At 59.2% G+C, this 15,254-nt stretch carries 15 protein-coding genes; 4 read left to right on the plus strand and 11 right to left on the minus strand.

Going from position 1 to position 15,254, the window contains the following annotated elements:
- Positions 1–41: 41 nt before the first annotated feature.
- Both RS887_RS26595 and RS887_RS26600 read right to left on the minus strand, forming a co-directional pair.
- On the minus strand, positions 42–623 hold the full coding sequence (locus tag RS887_RS26595) for an alpha/beta hydrolase (protein WP_322617713.1): 582 nt from the start codon (positions 621–623) through the stop codon (positions 42–44).
- A 494-nt stretch (positions 624–1,117) separates the two neighbouring features.
- The gene (locus RS887_RS26600) at positions 1,118–2,191 is read right to left on the minus strand and encodes a fatty acid desaturase (protein WP_322617714.1); all 1,074 of its coding nucleotides are present in this window, start codon (positions 2,189–2,191) and stop codon (positions 1,118–1,120) included.
- 100 nt (positions 2,192–2,291) lie between these two features.
- Here RS887_RS26600 and RS887_RS26605 point away from each other — a divergent pair, with 100 nt between their 5' ends.
- Positions 2,292–3,296 (plus strand): AraC family transcriptional regulator, encoded by a 1,005-nt coding sequence (locus tag RS887_RS26605; protein WP_322617715.1) that lies wholly within the window; start codon positions 2,292–2,294, stop codon positions 3,294–3,296.
- Here RS887_RS26605 and RS887_RS26610 read toward each other — a convergent pair whose 3' ends face one another.
- From RS887_RS26610 to RS887_RS26620, 3 genes are all read right to left on the minus strand, one after another.
- On the minus strand, positions 3,297–4,529 hold the full coding sequence (locus RS887_RS26610; RefSeq protein WP_322617716.1) for a type II toxin-antitoxin system HipA family toxin: 1,233 nt from the start codon (positions 4,527–4,529) through the stop codon (positions 3,297–3,299).
- Positions 4,522–4,770 carry a helix-turn-helix transcriptional regulator gene (locus RS887_RS26615; protein WP_322617717.1) on the minus strand — a complete coding sequence of 83 codons (249 nt, stop codon included), beginning with the start codon at positions 4,768–4,770 and terminating at the stop codon, positions 4,522–4,524. The genes RS887_RS26610 and RS887_RS26615 overlap by 8 nt, the downstream gene beginning before the upstream one ends.
- A gap of 115 nt (positions 4,771–4,885) precedes the next feature.
- The gene (locus RS887_RS26620) at positions 4,886–5,572 is read right to left on the minus strand and encodes a Crp/Fnr family transcriptional regulator (RefSeq protein WP_322617718.1); all 687 of its coding nucleotides are present in this window, start codon (positions 5,570–5,572) and stop codon (positions 4,886–4,888) included.
- A gap of 83 nt (positions 5,573–5,655) precedes the next feature.
- On the opposite strand from RS887_RS26620, the gene RS887_RS26625 reads away from it, so the two are divergent.
- Positions 5,656–6,180 (plus strand): DUF962 domain-containing protein, encoded by a 525-nt coding sequence (locus RS887_RS26625; protein ID WP_322617719.1) that lies wholly within the window; start codon positions 5,656–5,658, stop codon positions 6,178–6,180.
- A gap of 89 nt (positions 6,181–6,269) precedes the next feature.
- On the opposite strand, the gene RS887_RS26630 is transcribed toward RS887_RS26625, so the two are convergent.
- From RS887_RS26630 to dibA, 6 genes are all read right to left on the minus strand, one after another.
- On the minus strand, positions 6,270–7,259 hold the full coding sequence (locus RS887_RS26630; RefSeq protein ID WP_008019108.1) for a sulfate/molybdate ABC transporter ATP-binding protein: 990 nt from the start codon (positions 7,257–7,259) through the stop codon (positions 6,270–6,272).
- A gap of 3 nt (positions 7,260–7,262) precedes the next feature.
- Positions 7,263–8,132 (minus strand): sulfate ABC transporter permease subunit CysW, encoded by an 870-nt coding sequence (gene cysW, locus RS887_RS26635; RefSeq protein WP_322617720.1) that lies wholly within the window; start codon positions 8,130–8,132, stop codon positions 7,263–7,265.
- Positions 8,133–8,144: 12 nt separating this feature from the next.
- Positions 8,145–8,963, minus strand: a complete 819-nt coding sequence (gene cysT, locus RS887_RS26640) for a sulfate ABC transporter permease subunit CysT (RefSeq protein ID WP_008019110.1) — start codon at positions 8,961–8,963, stop codon at positions 8,145–8,147.
- A 172-nt stretch (positions 8,964–9,135) separates the two neighbouring features.
- The gene (locus tag RS887_RS26645; protein ID WP_322617721.1) at positions 9,136–10,149 is read right to left on the minus strand and encodes a sulfate ABC transporter substrate-binding protein; all 1,014 of its coding nucleotides are present in this window, start codon (positions 10,147–10,149) and stop codon (positions 9,136–9,138) included.
- Between the two features lie 73 nt (positions 10,150–10,222).
- Positions 10,223–10,405 (minus strand): sulfur starvation response protein OscA, encoded by a 183-nt coding sequence (gene oscA, locus RS887_RS26650; RefSeq protein ID WP_007975618.1) that lies wholly within the window; start codon positions 10,403–10,405, stop codon positions 10,223–10,225.
- A gap of 281 nt (positions 10,406–10,686) precedes the next feature.
- Entirely contained in the window at positions 10,687–12,606 is a 1,920-nt protein-coding gene (gene dibA / locus RS887_RS26655) for a phosphodiesterase DibA (protein ID WP_322617722.1), read from the minus strand.
- Between the two features lie 147 nt (positions 12,607–12,753).
- On the opposite strand from dibA, the gene desA reads away from it, so the two are divergent.
- On the plus strand, positions 12,754–13,938 hold the full coding sequence (gene desA / locus RS887_RS26660; RefSeq protein ID WP_322617723.1) for a delta-9 fatty acid desaturase DesA: 1,185 nt from the start codon (positions 12,754–12,756) through the stop codon (positions 13,936–13,938).
- 273 nt (positions 13,939–14,211) lie between these two features.
- Positions 14,212–15,201, plus strand: coding sequence for a sensor domain-containing diguanylate cyclase (locus tag RS887_RS26665; protein WP_322617724.1), 990 nt, complete (start codon positions 14,212–14,214; stop codon positions 15,199–15,201).
- Positions 15,202–15,254: the final 53 nt, after the last annotated feature.

Genomic DNA, 15,254 nt, shown 5'->3' on the forward strand with positions numbered 1-15,254 from the left:
CAAAACCGCCGGGAGACGGGGGCGTTAAATAAAGAAAGTGTTCAAGCGCGGCGCAGGGCGTGGTGTTCCATGCGGTTTTGCAGGCGATAGAGATAGGCAAAACCCTGCTCCCAGCGCTGGTGACCGGACTTCACGTTGATATGCCCCGCCCCCGCCATAATCCCTGCCTCCGCGCCCCAGTTGCGCGCCAGTTGCAGGGCTCGCGGCGCACTGACGGCGCTGTCGTTGTCAGAGCTGACGACCTGGCTCGGGAATGGCAGCAGGTCCGTCGGGATCGGCGCGAAGTTGCGCAAGGCCGGCGCGCAAGCCGGGCGTTCGACGTCCGCCGGTGCGACCAGCAAGGCACCGCGCACCTGACGCAAAAACTGCACAGGCGCGGTGGCCGCCCAATGAGCAACGGTGATGCAACCCAGGCTGTGGGCAATCAGGATGACCGGCGTGCTGTCGGCGGCAATCGCCTCGGCCAGCGCCGCGACCCAGTCTTCACGGCGTGGTGTCAGCCAGTCGGCCTGCTCCACCCGCGCGCTGTTCGGCAGGCTGTTCTGCCAGTGGCTTTGCCAATGATCTTCTGGCGATCCTTGCCAGCCCGGCACAATCAGGTAGCGAATTGATTCGTTGCGCATGGGGAAGCTCTCCTGTGTGTCTGTTCCCGGTCGAGTATAGGGAGACGAGATATATTCGTTAAGGAATAAGAAGATATTTATTAAGACCTTAATCGAATATCAAATTTTGACCTGTAGGAGCTGGCTTGCCAGCGAAGGCGTTTTTTTGGTCAGTAGAGATGTTGCCTGACCAACCGCTTTCGCTGGCAAGCCAGCTCCTACGGTTTTGTGTTTGCCGGAAATAAAAAAAGGGCCGCACCCTGCCAAGGAGACGGCCCCGGAAACTCAAAACCTGCTAGCGCGAGTCAACATCACTGAGGAGCGATGATTGGCTGAAATGGTTATCCAATAAAGGAATATTTAATTCAGTTGCTAGACCTGAATCGCATAAATCAATCAGCGATACAGTGACCGCCAAGCCTCCCTGCTTGCCTCATAACCTATCGCCTCTTTGGGTCAGATTGATGACTAGGTTTTCACCGCCCCGTGCACTTTTGAGTTTCCTGTCACCTCTATCAAGCCTGAGCGGCACGGGTCTCTTGAGGTTGTACCGCTACTTCGCGCTCAAACCGGTTGGCCCGCGCAAACGTACCGAAATCATTGAACCGCACGCCCATCTCGCGCATCACCTTGTGCCCCACCGGCACGGTGAGCTGCCGGATGTAGAACGGTTCCTTCACCACAAAGTGATGGATCCCGTGGCTGCTGCCGAAGTTGAAGCAGAACGCCTGCAACGGCCACAGCCACCGTGCGTTCAGCACCTGGCATTGCTGCATCACGTTCCCCGGCTCGATGTCACCGTAGTAGTGCATGTTCGAGCTGATGAAATGCAGGCAGAACGTGCGCAACACGTTCGGGCCGATGATCACGACTGCCGCGATGTCGATCACCTGCATCACCGACAACGTCGTCGCCGACCAATCAATTGATGCGCCCATCAGATGCGCAACACCATTCGCTGCATGGAAACAGAGAAACACGTACCACGCGCCCCAATGCATCAACGCCAGCGGCGCGTAGACCTTCAACGTGCGGTAAATGATGCTGTACTTCATGGCCCAGGTCTTGGCCCGCAGCATGCGGATGAACGACGACATGATGTTGTCGCCGATCATCAGGAACCGTGCGAAACCCCATGGCTCGCCATTGGTGATGGCGCGTTCCTCCATGTCGGCTTCGGAGCCGGAGACCTTGTGGTGGTTGAGGTGCAGGTGACGGCGGATCCATGGGTTGATGGTGCTCGGCCGCGCCAGCCACACCAGGCCCATCATCAGGTTGTGCGGCACCTTCTGCTTGCGAAAGTACATGCTGTGGATCAGGTCGTGTTCCAGCTCATGGGTCAGCGAGGCGAAAAACGCGTTGAGCAGCAGGCATGCCCACCAGGCCATGTTCCCGGTCAGGTAGAGCGCGGCCGAACCGATCATACCGGCCAGGGCGAAGGCCAGAATGCCTGCGCCGAGGGCGTCCTGATGCTTGAGAATCGGGTACTGCTTGCGCAATTCGACGCCTCTGGCCAATACCACCTCACGGATATGGGCTGATCGTTGGGCTGCATTCAGTCGTTGGGGGCTTGCAGAAGTACGGTCCATGCTTCCATCCTCTGGTTATTGATGATTGCATCGTGCCTTGCGTACCCTCGCAACGCGGTAGCCGAGAACGCCAACCTGTTGACCGGAAGCGCCAATCAGCATGACCGAACCGACCTCACTCGCCAGCTGGACCCGTGCCCTGCGCAAGCAACTCGATGCCCTGGGCATCGACAGCACCGCGCTGTGTCATCAAGCCGGGCTCGATCCACAGTTGATGGACGACCCGAACGCCCGATACCCGCTGTCAGGCACCACACAGCTGTGGGCGTTGGCGGTACAGGTCAGCGGCGACCCGGCGATTGGCTTGCGGGTTTCGCGCTTCGTCAGCCCGACCACCTTCCATGCGCTGGGTTATGCGCTGGTGGCCAGCGGCAGTTTGCGGGAGGTGTTCGAGCGCATCGTGCGTTATCACCAGGTGGTCAGCGACGCCCTGGAACTGGAACTGACCCGCGCTGAGGATCGCTACCGTTTCCGTCTGAAAATCCCGTCCGGCAACCCGGCCCCGGCCTTCGAAGCCATCGATGCGTTCATGGCGATCTACGTGCGCACCTGCCGCAATCGCCTGGGCCGCGAATACGCGCCACTGGCGACCTACCTGCGCCGCCCGGAGCCGGCAGACTCGCACCAATGGCATAAAGTCTTTCGCTCGCCCGTGCACTTCAGCGCCGAAGAGGACCGACTGGAATTCGCCCTCGTCGACTTCGACAGCCACCTGGATGACGCCAACCCGGAACTGGCCGAACACAATGAAACCGTGCTCAAGCGAACCCTGGCGCAACTCAAGCCGCTGACGTGGGAGCGCAAGGTCCGCGACGCCATCGAAGAACAACTGCCCGAAGGCGAACCCAGCGCCGAGCACATCGCCAAGGCCCTGCACCTGAGCCTGCGCAGCCTGCAACGGCACCTGGCGGATGAAGGCTGCCGGTTCGATACGCTGCTCAACGAAAGCCGCGAGAACCTCGCGCTGCTGCACCTGCGTGACCCGCAGGTCTCGCTGAGCGAAATCAGTTATCTGCTCGGGTTTGCCGACACCAGCAGCTTCAGTCGCGCGTTCAAACGCTGGACGGGGATGACACCGGGGCAATTTCGGGATGGGTTACGGTGATCAGCCTTTGACCAGGCTGCGTGCCATACCCTCGTTCCACTGCTCCAGCATTGCCTCTCCAACCTCGGCAAAGGCACTGTTTACCTTTATGTGTTGGCCCATCTCGCCCATCGCCATTGCCATTCCATGGATGACTTGTTGCAGCAATTCGTTGCAGCGTCCCTCGGTCAAATTGCAGGCGGAGCGACCAAACCGCATCAGCATTTTGTACTTGGGCCACGCCTTCGATCCGCCCAATAGCAACGCCATGCTATCGGTCTTGATGTAGACCGACGTGGTGATGATGTCGTAAGCAGGTGCCAGACTGATTGGCGCATCGACACCACAGTCTTCGTACAGAACACCGAAGTTTTTCAGATGAGCGTCACCATTCTTCAAACCCGATGAAAGCGCGACATTTTTGAAAAACGACTCAAGTGCCTGATTGAGCAAAGGCGGAGAAACAAAGGCCTTGATCTGCTTGGCCGCACCTTCGTATGAACCGTCGTATTTGGCTTTTGATGGCCAGGCATTGAGCACGCAGAAGTCCTCGAATCCCAAGTAACCTTTTTCATTCAGGTCGAAGCGTTCAACGATCAAAAACTTGCCGTGCTCACTGAGTTCAAACTTCGGCACCTCAAGACCCGAATGCAACGCGGCCCGCATGCAGAAGTATTCATTGGCAGCGAGCTCCGGGTATTGCTCTGGACGAAAGGCTTTGACCAGATGTGTGGCCCCCCGATGGGACAGCCGATCGATGGTTGACGCGCTGTCACGCACCAATACCTTCGGCTGTACACCGGAAACGCCTGAATACTGGCCATAGGTCTGCAAGAGGTCTTCGAACAGACCTTGCGCACCATCATGTACAAGAAGGTCCGCCAGGCTGGTTTCAGGTGGCTGGTCGGCCGGACCCTGGGCCTTTGAAATGCCGACTCTTCCGAGCTGGTGCGGGCCGACGATGGCAAGCATCGAAAAATCGTCAAACCCTCGGACGGCCTTGCTGAAGCGCCGAGTCAATTCATCGCGCAGGGCTCCCTCTGGCAAATTCATTTCAAAAACCGGTGGAACGCCCGACTCCCACGCGTAACTCTCCAGCCGCACCGGCATGGTCAACGAGACGGCGTTTTGTTCTGACGCGTTTTCGGCGTAGGCAAATACGGTATCAACAGGAGACTGACCACGGCCAAGGACTCCCACCGCACTGTTGGAAACGCTGATAGCCAGTCGATCCTTTTCCTGCGGCTCATCCATGGAAATCCACCTTTTTGAGGGTGTCCAGCGTCGGCCGCTTCGACTGTCGCGGCACGGCAGTCAGCTCATAACCGAAGCCATTGAGGATCGCCTCGACCTTGCGCAGACCAATTTCGGAGAGGGTGTTGTTTTCGATACCGGAGATCGTCGCCCGGCTCATTCCATACTGCTGTGCCAATGCGTGCTGGGAGAGCTTTCTTTCCTTGCGTAACGTTCGGATCAGTTTGCCAAGGTTTTCCATTTCATCACCATGCATCATATACAGTGCATAATTTATCAAATTAATGATTATGCATTGTATTTAGTGCATATCATGAGTGAAGTCCAGCTACATTTGCTGACGCCCATTTCAATCATCAAACCATCGCCAACACCCGCAACCGCTCGGCATCGAGGATTTCAATTTCGCCGTAACTCAGCCCGATAATCCCTTGCCCCTGCAACTCCTTGAGAATCTGGTTGGTGGTCTGGCGCGACAGCGACAACATTGAAGCAAGCTGCTCCTGGGGCAACTGCAGGACGCGGCGCGCAGGGACGGTCTCGCCATAGCCTTCGGCGATCATCAACAAGCGGTGCGCCAGCCGTGCCGGGGCCGGTAACAGGCTCAATTGTTCAAGGTTGATGAAAGTCATGCGCAATTTCTGGCTCATCAGCAACGCCAGTTGCCGCCAATGCTGCGGATGCTCGTCGAGCAGCGCCAGCAAAGTGTTCTGGGGAATGTGCAGCAGCGTGCACTGGCCCACGCCGTACGCATCGTGGGTGCGTGGCTGGCCATCGAACAGGCAGATTTCACCAAACCAGTGCGGCGGCTCTACCAGGCTCAGCAACGCTTCCTTGCCCTGCTCGCTCACGGCACCGACGCGCACCGCGCCTTCAAGTACCGCATACAGGCCACAGGGCGGATCGCCACGCTTGAACAGCCGCTGGCCCGCAGACAAGCGCCGCCCCCTGGCCACCGACAGCAGACTATCCTGTAGGGAAACAGGCAAATGACTGAACCACTGACCGCTCATCAGGCGTGGACGCCAAACCTGCATATCCATGAAAACTCCTAGAGATTGTCGCCTGGCTGACAGAGCGAGAAGTGACCCCGGGGCATGATCAATCACCCCACAGGAGAACAACAATGAAAAGCCTCGTCGACCATCTCAGTCAATACGCCGCCTACCACCGTGACCCGCGCAACATTGCCTCGCACTTTATCGGTATTCCGCTGATCGTGGTCGCCGTCGCGGTGTTGCTGTCTCGGCCGGGATGGTCGCTGGGCGGTGTGTGGCTGTCACCCGCGGTGCTCGTATCGCTGGCATCGGCGTGGTTTTACCTGCGCCTGGAGTTGCGCCTGGGCGTGTTGATGACCGTGCTGCTCGGGCTGAGTGTCTGGGCTGGTCATGCGCTGGCACAGCAAAGCACGCTGGTGTGGCTGGGCAGCGGCGTGGCGATGTTCGTGATCGGTTGGGCGATCCAGTTTGTCGGCCATCACTACGAAGGGCGCAAACCGGCATTTGTCGATGACGTGACCGGGCTGATTGTCGGGCCGCTGTTTGTGGTGGCCGAGTTGGCATTCATGCTGGGAATGCGGCATGAGCTGAAAGAGCAGATCGAGGCGCGGGCGGGTGGGGTGCGGGTCAATCCGAAGCGCGCTGCTGTCTAGATTGCCATCGCGAGCAGGCTCGCTCCCACACTGATTTGCGTCGATCACAAATCCACTGCGGGAGCGAGCCTGCTCGCAAAGCTGTTGCTTTAGATGTTGGCGAGCTTCTGCCAAACCTTCGGCTTGAAGAACAGCGTCTCGCCCTTCGCCAACCCGATCAGGCTGTCGTGATCCTTGACCACTTCGGCCTCGATCAGGTCGCTCTGCCCTTCGACCTTCAGCGTCACCCGCGTGGTCGCGCCCAACGGACGGATATCCCGCACCTCGGCCGCGTGGTGGTCTTCCAGTTCATGGCGCGACAGCGACACCTCGTGCGGGCGGAACAGCACGTGGTTGTCTTCGCCCAGGTGCAGTCGGTTCGAATCACCGAGGAAGTGATAGACGAAATCGCTGGCCGGGTTTTCGTAGACGTCGCCCGGTGAGCCGATCTGCTCGATCACACCCTTGTTCATCACCACGATACGGTCGGCGACTTCCATCGCTTCTTCCTGATCGTGGGTGACGAACACCGAGGTCAGGTTGATATCTTCGTGCAACCGCGCCAGCCAGCGGCGCAGTTCCTTGCGAACCTTGGCGTCGAGGGCGCCGAAAGGTTCGTCGAGCAGCAGCACTTTCGGCTCCACCGCCAGGGCGCGGGCCAGTGCAATGCGCTGACGCTGACCGCCGGAGAGTTGTTCCGGGTAGCGATCCGACAGCCAGTCCAGCTGCACCATGTTCAGCAGTTCGTGGACTTTGGTTGCGATCTGGCTTTCGCTCGGGCGCTGGTTTTTCGGTTTCATGCGCAGGCCGAACGCGACGTTGTCGAACACCGTCATGTGGCGGAACAAGGCGTAGTGCTGGAACACGAAACCGACGTTGCGATCCCGCACGTCATGGCCGGAAACGTCTTCACCGTGGAACACGATGTTGCCCTGATCCGGGGTTTCCAGGCCGGCGATGATCCGCAACAACGTGGTCTTGCCGCAGCCCGACGGACCGAGCAACGCGACGAGCTCGCCGCTCTGGATGTCCAGGCTAATGTTGTCCAGCGCCTTGAACGCGTGGAAGTTCTTGCTGACGTTACGCACTTCGATCGACATGAATTATTCCTCCGCGGCGCTGGCGCGCAGGCGGTTAATACGGTTTTCGCTCCACTGCTTGAGCAGCAGGATGAAGAGCGCCAGGATCAGCAACAGGCTCGCCACGGCGAACGCGGCCACGTGGTTATATTCGTTGTAGAGGATCTCCACGTGCAGCGGCAGGGTGTTGGTCACCCCGCGAATGTGCCCGGAAACCACCGACACCGCACCGAACTCCCCCATGGCCCGCGCGGTACACAACACCACGCCGTAGATCAGGCCCCATTTGATGTTGGGCACGGTGACGTGCCAGAACATCTGCCAGCCGTTGGCACCGAGCAGGCGTGCCGCCTCCTCTTCCTGAGTGCCTTGTTCCTGCATCAGCGGGATCAGTTCGCGGGCCACGAACGGCACGGTAACGAAAATCGTCGCCAATACGATGCCCGGCAGGGCGAAGACGATCTGGATGTCGTGATCCTGCAACCACGGGCCGAACAGACCCTGGGCGCCGAACATCAGCACGTAGACCAGACCGGCGATCACCGGGGATACCGAGAACGGCAGGTCGATCAGCGTCACCAGCATGCTCTTGCCGCGGAACGAGTACTTGCTCACGCACCAGGCGGCGCTGACGCCGAACACCAGGTTCAGCGGCACCGAAATCAGTACGGCGATGACAGTGAGTTTCAATGCCGACAGCGCGTCCGGCTCAAAGATCGCGGTGAAAAACGCTCCGAGGCCGAGCTTCAGGCCCTGGGACACCACGAGAAACAGCGGCAGCAGCAGGAACAGGGCAAAAATCAGCCAGCCAAGGCCGATCAGGACTCGTCGCGAGGTTGCACTGCCACGGCGGGCAGCGTTCGAGGACGCGGCAGCAATAGACGATTGGGACATGGGTGCGCCTCCTTATGGGGTTTCGATGCGCCGCTGCAACAAGTTGATCAGCAGCAACAGGACGAAGGAAACCACCAGCATCAGTACACCAATGGACGTCGCGCCGGTGTAATCGTATTGGTCGAGTTTGACCATGATCAGCAGCGGCAAAATCTCGGTTTTCATCGGCATGTTGCCCGCGATGAAAATCACCGAACCATACTCGCCGACCCCGCGGGCAAAGGCCAACGCGAAGCCAGTCAACCAGGCGGGCAGCAGCGCGGGCAGCAGGATATGGCGAAAAACCTGCAACGGTTTCGCACCCAGGCACGCAGCCGCTTCTTCCACTTCACGGGGAATATCGGCCAATACTGGCTGTACGGTACGTACTACGAATGGAAGTGTCACAAAAGTGAGGGCAAGGGTGATGCCCAGGGGGGTGTAGGCGATCTTGAAACCCAGATCCGTTGCAAACTGACCAACCAGGCCGGTAGGGGTGTACAAGGCTGTCAGCGCAATACCGGCCACCGCCGTGGGCAATGCGAACGGCAGGTCGATCATGGCGTCGATGACTTTGCGTCCAGGGAAGGTATAGCGCACTAATACCCAGGCCAGCAGCGTGCCGATGATGCCGTTGATGATCGCGGCGCACAGGGCGGTGCCGAAACTGAGCTTCAGCGCGGCCAGCACCCGTGGCGCCGAGATGATTGCCCAGAACTGATCCCAGGTGAGTTGAGCGGCATGCACGAACATCGCCGCCAGTGGTATGAGCACAATCAGGCTGAGGTACACCAAGGTGTAGCCCAGCGTCAGCCCGAAGCCGGGTATGACGGGGGAGATACGACGCGACATAAAAGTCCTTGGTTGAAAAGCGATCCGCTAAACGCATCAATGTGGGAGCGGGCTTGCTCGCGAAGAGGCCATATCAGTCAACACTTGCGTCTCCTGACACACCGCCTTCGCGAGCAAGCCCGCTCCCACACTTACGAGCCCAGGCATCAGGCTCGTTGATGGCTATTTAATACTACTGCGCCTGGTAGATCTGGTCGAACACGCCGCCGTCATTGAAGAATTTCGGCTGCGCGGTTTTCCAGCCGCCGAAGTCCTTGTCGATGCTCACCAGCTCCAGTTTCGGGAACTGTTGGGCGTATTTGGCAGCGACATCCTTGTCCCGTGGACGGTAGAAGTTTTTCGCCGCGATTTCCTGGCCGGCCGGGCTATACAGGTGCTTGAGGTAGGCTTCGGCGATCTGCTCGTTGCCCTTTTTCTCGGCGTTCTTGTCAACCACCGCCACCGGTGGCTCGGCGAGGATCGACAGCGAAGGCACGACGATGTCGAACTTGTCGGCGCCGCCCTCTTCTTTCAACGCCAGGAAGGCTTCGTTTTCCCAGGCCAGCAATACGTCGCCCTGGCCGTTGTTGACGAAGGTGATGGTCGAACCGCGAGCGCCGGTATCCAGCACTGGCACGTGTTTGAACAGGGTTTGCACGTATTCCTTGGCCTTGGCTTCGTCACCGCCGTTGGCTTTCAGGCCATAGGCCCAGGCCGCGAGGAAGTTCCAGCGCGCACCGCCGGAGGTTTTCGGATTCGGCGTGATCACCGAGACGTCATTCTTGACCAGGTCACCCCAGTCCTTGATGCCTTTAGGGTTACCCTTGCGCACCAGGAACACGATGGTCGAGGTGTAAGGCGTGCTTGCGTCGGGCAGGCGCTTTTGCCAGTCCGCCGGCAAGGTCTTGCCGAGCTTGGCGATTTCGTCGATGTCACCGGCCAGGGCCAGGGTCACGACGTCGGCACGCAGGCCGTCGATCACCGCCCGGCCTTGCTTGCCCGAGCCGCCGTGGGATTGCTGGATCTTCACGGTGTCTCCGGCATGGTCCTTCTGCCAGAACTTGATGAATTCGGCGTTGTAGTCCTGGTACAGCTCGCGGGTCGGGTCGTACGACACGTTGAGCAGTTCGTAGTCCTTGGCTACCGCGGAACCGGCAAAAAGGGCGCTGGCCAGGGCGGCCAAAGCGAAGTGGCGAATCGACGACATGGTGAAAGCTCCTGGAATTCTTGGTTTGTTGGCTTTTTTATGGGGTATCGGAAATCGCGGTGCCTGGTTCGCCTCAGCCCGGCTTGTTGCCCGGCTGCTGCAAACGGAATTTTTCCTTGCGTTCGATCTGCACCACTTGGGCGTTGTGCACGGTGATTTCCACGGCACCAAAGCGCAGGTCGCGCAGGGCACTCTGGATTTCACGCAGAATGGTGGCTTCGTCTTGACCGTCGACGCTACGCAGGGATGCGCTCATATTGCTGCTCCTTCAACTGAGAGGTTGCCTCGCAGTGTCGGCACTGCTTGCGGCTTGAGAGCAATACTAGAGAGGTGTAGATATTCTTAAAAAGACTATTTAAGAATGTTTATATAACCAGAAGACATTATTTGGCGGGGCAAGGGTTTGCTAGAGATTGCACCTTTCAGACACACGCAAACCCCCTGTAGGAGCGAGCTTGCTCGCGATGGTGGCAGGGGCACCGCGTTCATTCAGGCAGCCCGTGTCATCGTTAACGTTCATCGCGAGCGAGCTCGCTCCTACATGATCATCGGTGCACGCAACCAACCCATCTGTCCAGCCGGCACCGGCCGCCCGAACCAATAGCCCTGCCCCAGATCACATCCCTGCTCAAGGAGGAAAGCAGCCTGCTCGACCTGCTCGATCCCTTCGGCATGTACCTGCATGCCCATGCTCTGGGCCAGTGCAATGATCACCCTTGAGATCGCCGCATCATCCTCATCCCACGGCAATCCGGCGACGAAGCCCTGATCGATTTTCAACTTTTGCACCGGCAGACGCTTGAGCCGCAGCAGCGATGAATAACCCGTGCCGAAATCGTCGATGGCCAGGCGCACACCCAACTCACGCAGGCGATGCATCTGCTCCAGCGCGACTTCCGGATCCTCCATCACTGCGCTTTCGGTCACTTCCAGCTCCAGAAACGCCGGTTCCAGCCCGGTTTCGCGCAAGACCTGCGCCACCTGCTGATACAGCTCACGACGGGCGAACAGGCGCGAAGAGACGTTGACCGCAACGAACGACAGCACCACGCCGCCCTGCTGCCATTGGCACATCTGCCGGCACGCCTGCTGCATGACCCAGGCATCGATTTCGGCAATCAGACCGGTTCGTTCGGCCACCGGGATGAATTCCGCCGGCGACACCAGTCCCCGCTGCGGGTGCTGCCAACGTACCAGTGCCTCGACGCCGATCAGGCGACTGGTCCTGAGGTCGTGAACCGGCTGGTAATAAACCCGCAGCTCTTGCTGGTCCAGGGCGCGGCGTAATTCGAAGGCGATCTCGACCCGTTGCTGGGCGTGGGCCGTCAGCTCTTCGGTGTACAAAGCATAATCATTGCGCCCCGTACTTTTGGCCTTGAATAGCGCAGAGTCGGCATTACGCAGCAGTTGCTCGACGCTCAAGGCATCGCTGGGGAACAGGCTGATGCCGATGCTGGTGTTGATGAACAGCTGGTGCCCATCAATGAGGAACGGCTCCTTGAGGCCATCGATAATCCGCTGGGCCAACGCAGCAGCCTGAACCAGTTGCGGACAGCTTTCGGCGAGTACGGCGAACTCATCCCCACCCAACCGCGCCAGGGTGATGCCCGGACCGAACATGGCGCCCAAACGCTCGGCCACCGCCTTGAGCAACTGATCGCCGATGGTGTGCCCGAGGCTGTCGTTGATCATCTTGAAGTGATCGAGATCGATCATCAGCAGCGCGCAGCCACGCTTGTGGACCTGCGCCGAGGCCAAGGCCTGTTCGGCGCGGTCGGTGAACAGCAGGCGGTTCGGCAGGTCGGTCAGCGGATCGTGGTGCGCCAGGTGCATCAACTCGTGTTCGGAGTTCTTGATTGCACTGATATCGGAAAACACCGCCACATACTGGCTCGGCTGGCCGTAGTCGTCGCGGATCAGGCGGATCGTTTGCCATTGCGGGTAAATCTCGCCGCTTTTGCGCCGGTTCCAGATTTCCCCACTCCACTCCCCGACACTGGCGAGCGCGGCAAACATCGTCTGATAAAAACCAGTTGAATGTCGCCCGGACTTGAACAGATTGGGCCGTTGCCCCAGCACGTCCTCACAGCCGTATCCGGTGATTTCCATAAAGGCCCGGTTCACATGGACGATCAGGCCTTCCCGATCGGTGACCAGTACGCCTTCGCGGGTGCAGTCGAACACCGCGGCCGCCTGGCGCAGACGCTCGCGGTTGGTATTGCGCTCGTGCAAGGTGGCGCCGATCCCCAGGCACCGCAGCAGCCGCGCCCGGGCAATGAAGATCGAGCCGGCGCTGAACAGCACCCAAACGTAACCGTTGATCAGTTGCCATCGCAGCCGCTCGGCAGAGCTATCGAATAAACTGTTCAATAAATAGCCACTGATCTGCAGCCAAACCACAGAAAGCAACAGATAGAGCAGCGCTGCACGCAAGGCATCGCGATAGGTGGCAGACATCCGGCGATCCATGTCCCTACAAAAAGGTTGGAATTATAGTTTTAAGACACATCCAGCCACTCTTATCTGAAAGGGCGACTGGTTTTCTGTGTGGGCTTAGTGATAATGCAACGGCTGTTTTTTCTTTCATCGAGGGCCCTATAGCCTATGTGGTACGAAGGTTTTCTTGGCTTGTCGCCCTGGGCACTGGTAGCAGTCACCCTGCTGATGACCCACATCACGATCATCGCCGTCACGGTCTATCTGCATCGTTACTCGGCCCATCGCTCCCTGGAGCTGAATGCCGGCCTTAAGCATTTCTTCCGTTTCTGGCTGTGGCTGACCACGGCGCAGAACACCCGCGAGTGGACCGCCATCCACCGCAAGCATCACGCCAAATGCGAAACCGTCGATGACCCGCACAGCCCGGTCATCAAGGGTTTGTCCACAGTGCTGCGCAAAGGCGCCGAGCTGTACCGCGCCGAAGCGGAAAACCCCGAGACGTTGCGCATCTACGGCAAGAACTGCCCCGAAGACTGGATCGAGCGCAATCTCTACAGCCGCTTCCCGCTGCTGGGCGTGGCGATCATGGGCGTTATCGACCTGCTGCTGTTCGGCACCATCGGCATCACCATCTGGACCATCCAGATGATGTGGATCCCCGTGTGGGCCGCCGGCGTGGTCAATGGCCTGGGCCATGCCATCGGCTACCGCAACTTCGAATGCCGCGATGCGGCGACCAACCTGGTGCCGTGGGGCATCCTGATTGGCGGCGAAGAACTGCATAACAACCATCACACCTACCCTAACTCGGCAAAACTGTCGGTGAAGAAGTGGGAATTCGACCTGGGCTGGGCGTGGATTCAAGTCTTCAGCTTCCTGCGCCTGGCCAAGGTTCAACGGGTTGCGCCGATTGCCCACCGCGTCGAAGGCAAGGGCAACCTGGACATGGACACCGCCATGGCGATCCTCAACAACCGCTTCCAGATCATGGCCCAGTACCGCAAACTGGTGATCGGCCCACTGGTCAAGCAAGAGCTGGAAAAGGTCGATCACTCGGTACGTCACCAGTTCCACCGGGCCAAACGCCTGCTTTCGCGCGAGACCAGCCTGCTGGATGACAAACACCATGTACGCATCCAGAACATGCTCGAGCACAGCCAGGCACTGAAGGTAATTTACGAGAAACGCCTGGCCCTGCAGCAGATCTGGGTCAAGACCAGCTCAAATGGCCACGACATGCTGGCGGCCATCAAGGATTGGGTACACGAAGCCGAAGCCAGCGGGATTCAATCCCTGCGCGACTTCGCCGATCAGTTGAAGACCTACTCCCTGCGCCCTGCCGCCGTCTGAAAAAACCTGTGGGAGCGGGCTTGCTCGCGAAGGCGGTGGGTCAGTCAATGAAGATGTCGACTGACTCACCGCCTTCGCGAGCAAGCCCGCTCCCACATTGATTTGTGACTGCAAAAATCCGTCGCCCCTACCGCCCGGCGGGAGCAAGCTCCCTCGCCACACAAGGCGGGAACTTCATCTGAAAAGCCCTATCTCAAAGACACTTCGCCATTCCCGGCGGGCTTGGTGTTGGCCGCTATCGAACACGCGGCATGCCCTTTGAGATTTGTGTCGATGGCCCCAGAAAACCTGCAAGACTTATCTCCGTCCCATTGGCCCGAGGCTGCGCAGCCCCTGATAGCGCTGATGCATGCCCAACGCGAAGTCGCTCGTCTGAGCGAACGCGAACAGTTGTTCAACACCTTGCTGATGAGCGTCAATGCAGTGCTGTGGGCATTCGATTGGGAAACCCGCAAGGTGCTTTACGTCAGCCCCGCCTATGAACGGATCTTTGGCCGTTCGGCCGATGGACTGCTGGCCGACTGCAATCAATGGCGCGACAGCATTCACCCTGACGACCTGGACCATGCCGAACGCAGCCTTGCCGAAGTGCTGGACAAAGGCGCCGTCGAAGACCGCGAGTACCGAGTCATCGCCGCCGACGGCCAGGTGCGCTGGCTAAGCGACAAGTGCTACATCAACCGCCAGGCCGAGCCGGGGCAACCGGTGATCATCGTCGGCATCGCCGAAGACATCACCGACAAGAAGCAGATGGAAACCGAGCTGCATCGCCTGGCCACCACCGACGCGCTGACCCAGAGCAGCAATCGCCGCCATTTCTTCGAATGCGCTCACCGCGAGTTCGCGCACGCCCGGCAACAGGGCGAGCCGCTGTCGTTTCTGATGCTGGATATTGATAACTTCAAGACGATCAACGACACCTACGGTCATCAGGAAGGCGACAACGTGTTGCAACGCATTGCCGAAAGCGGCCGCGCAGCGTTGCGTCGTCGCGACCTGTTCGGGCGCATTGGCGGTGAGGAGTTCGCAGCGGTGTTTCCCGGCTGCACGCCGCAAATGGCCCTGCAAGTGGCTGAACGCCTGCAACGGCAGATTCAGCAATTGAGTTTCAACCATGAGGGCCAGACGTTCGGCATCACCGTCAGCCAGGGCCTGACCAGCCTGACCGCCGCGGACGAAAACGTCGAGAACCTGTTTTCCCGGGCGGATGCGGCGATGTATCAGGCCAAGCGCGAGGGCAAGAACCGGATTGTGACGGGCTGACGAATCTCCTCCCTGTAGGAGCAAGCCTGCTCGCGAAAAACCTGAGAGCAACA

The organism is Pseudomonas sp. BIC9C (assembly GCF_034541995.1).
GTDB lineage: Bacteria > Pseudomonadota > Gammaproteobacteria > Pseudomonadales > Pseudomonadaceae > Aquipseudomonas > Aquipseudomonas fluorescens_CC.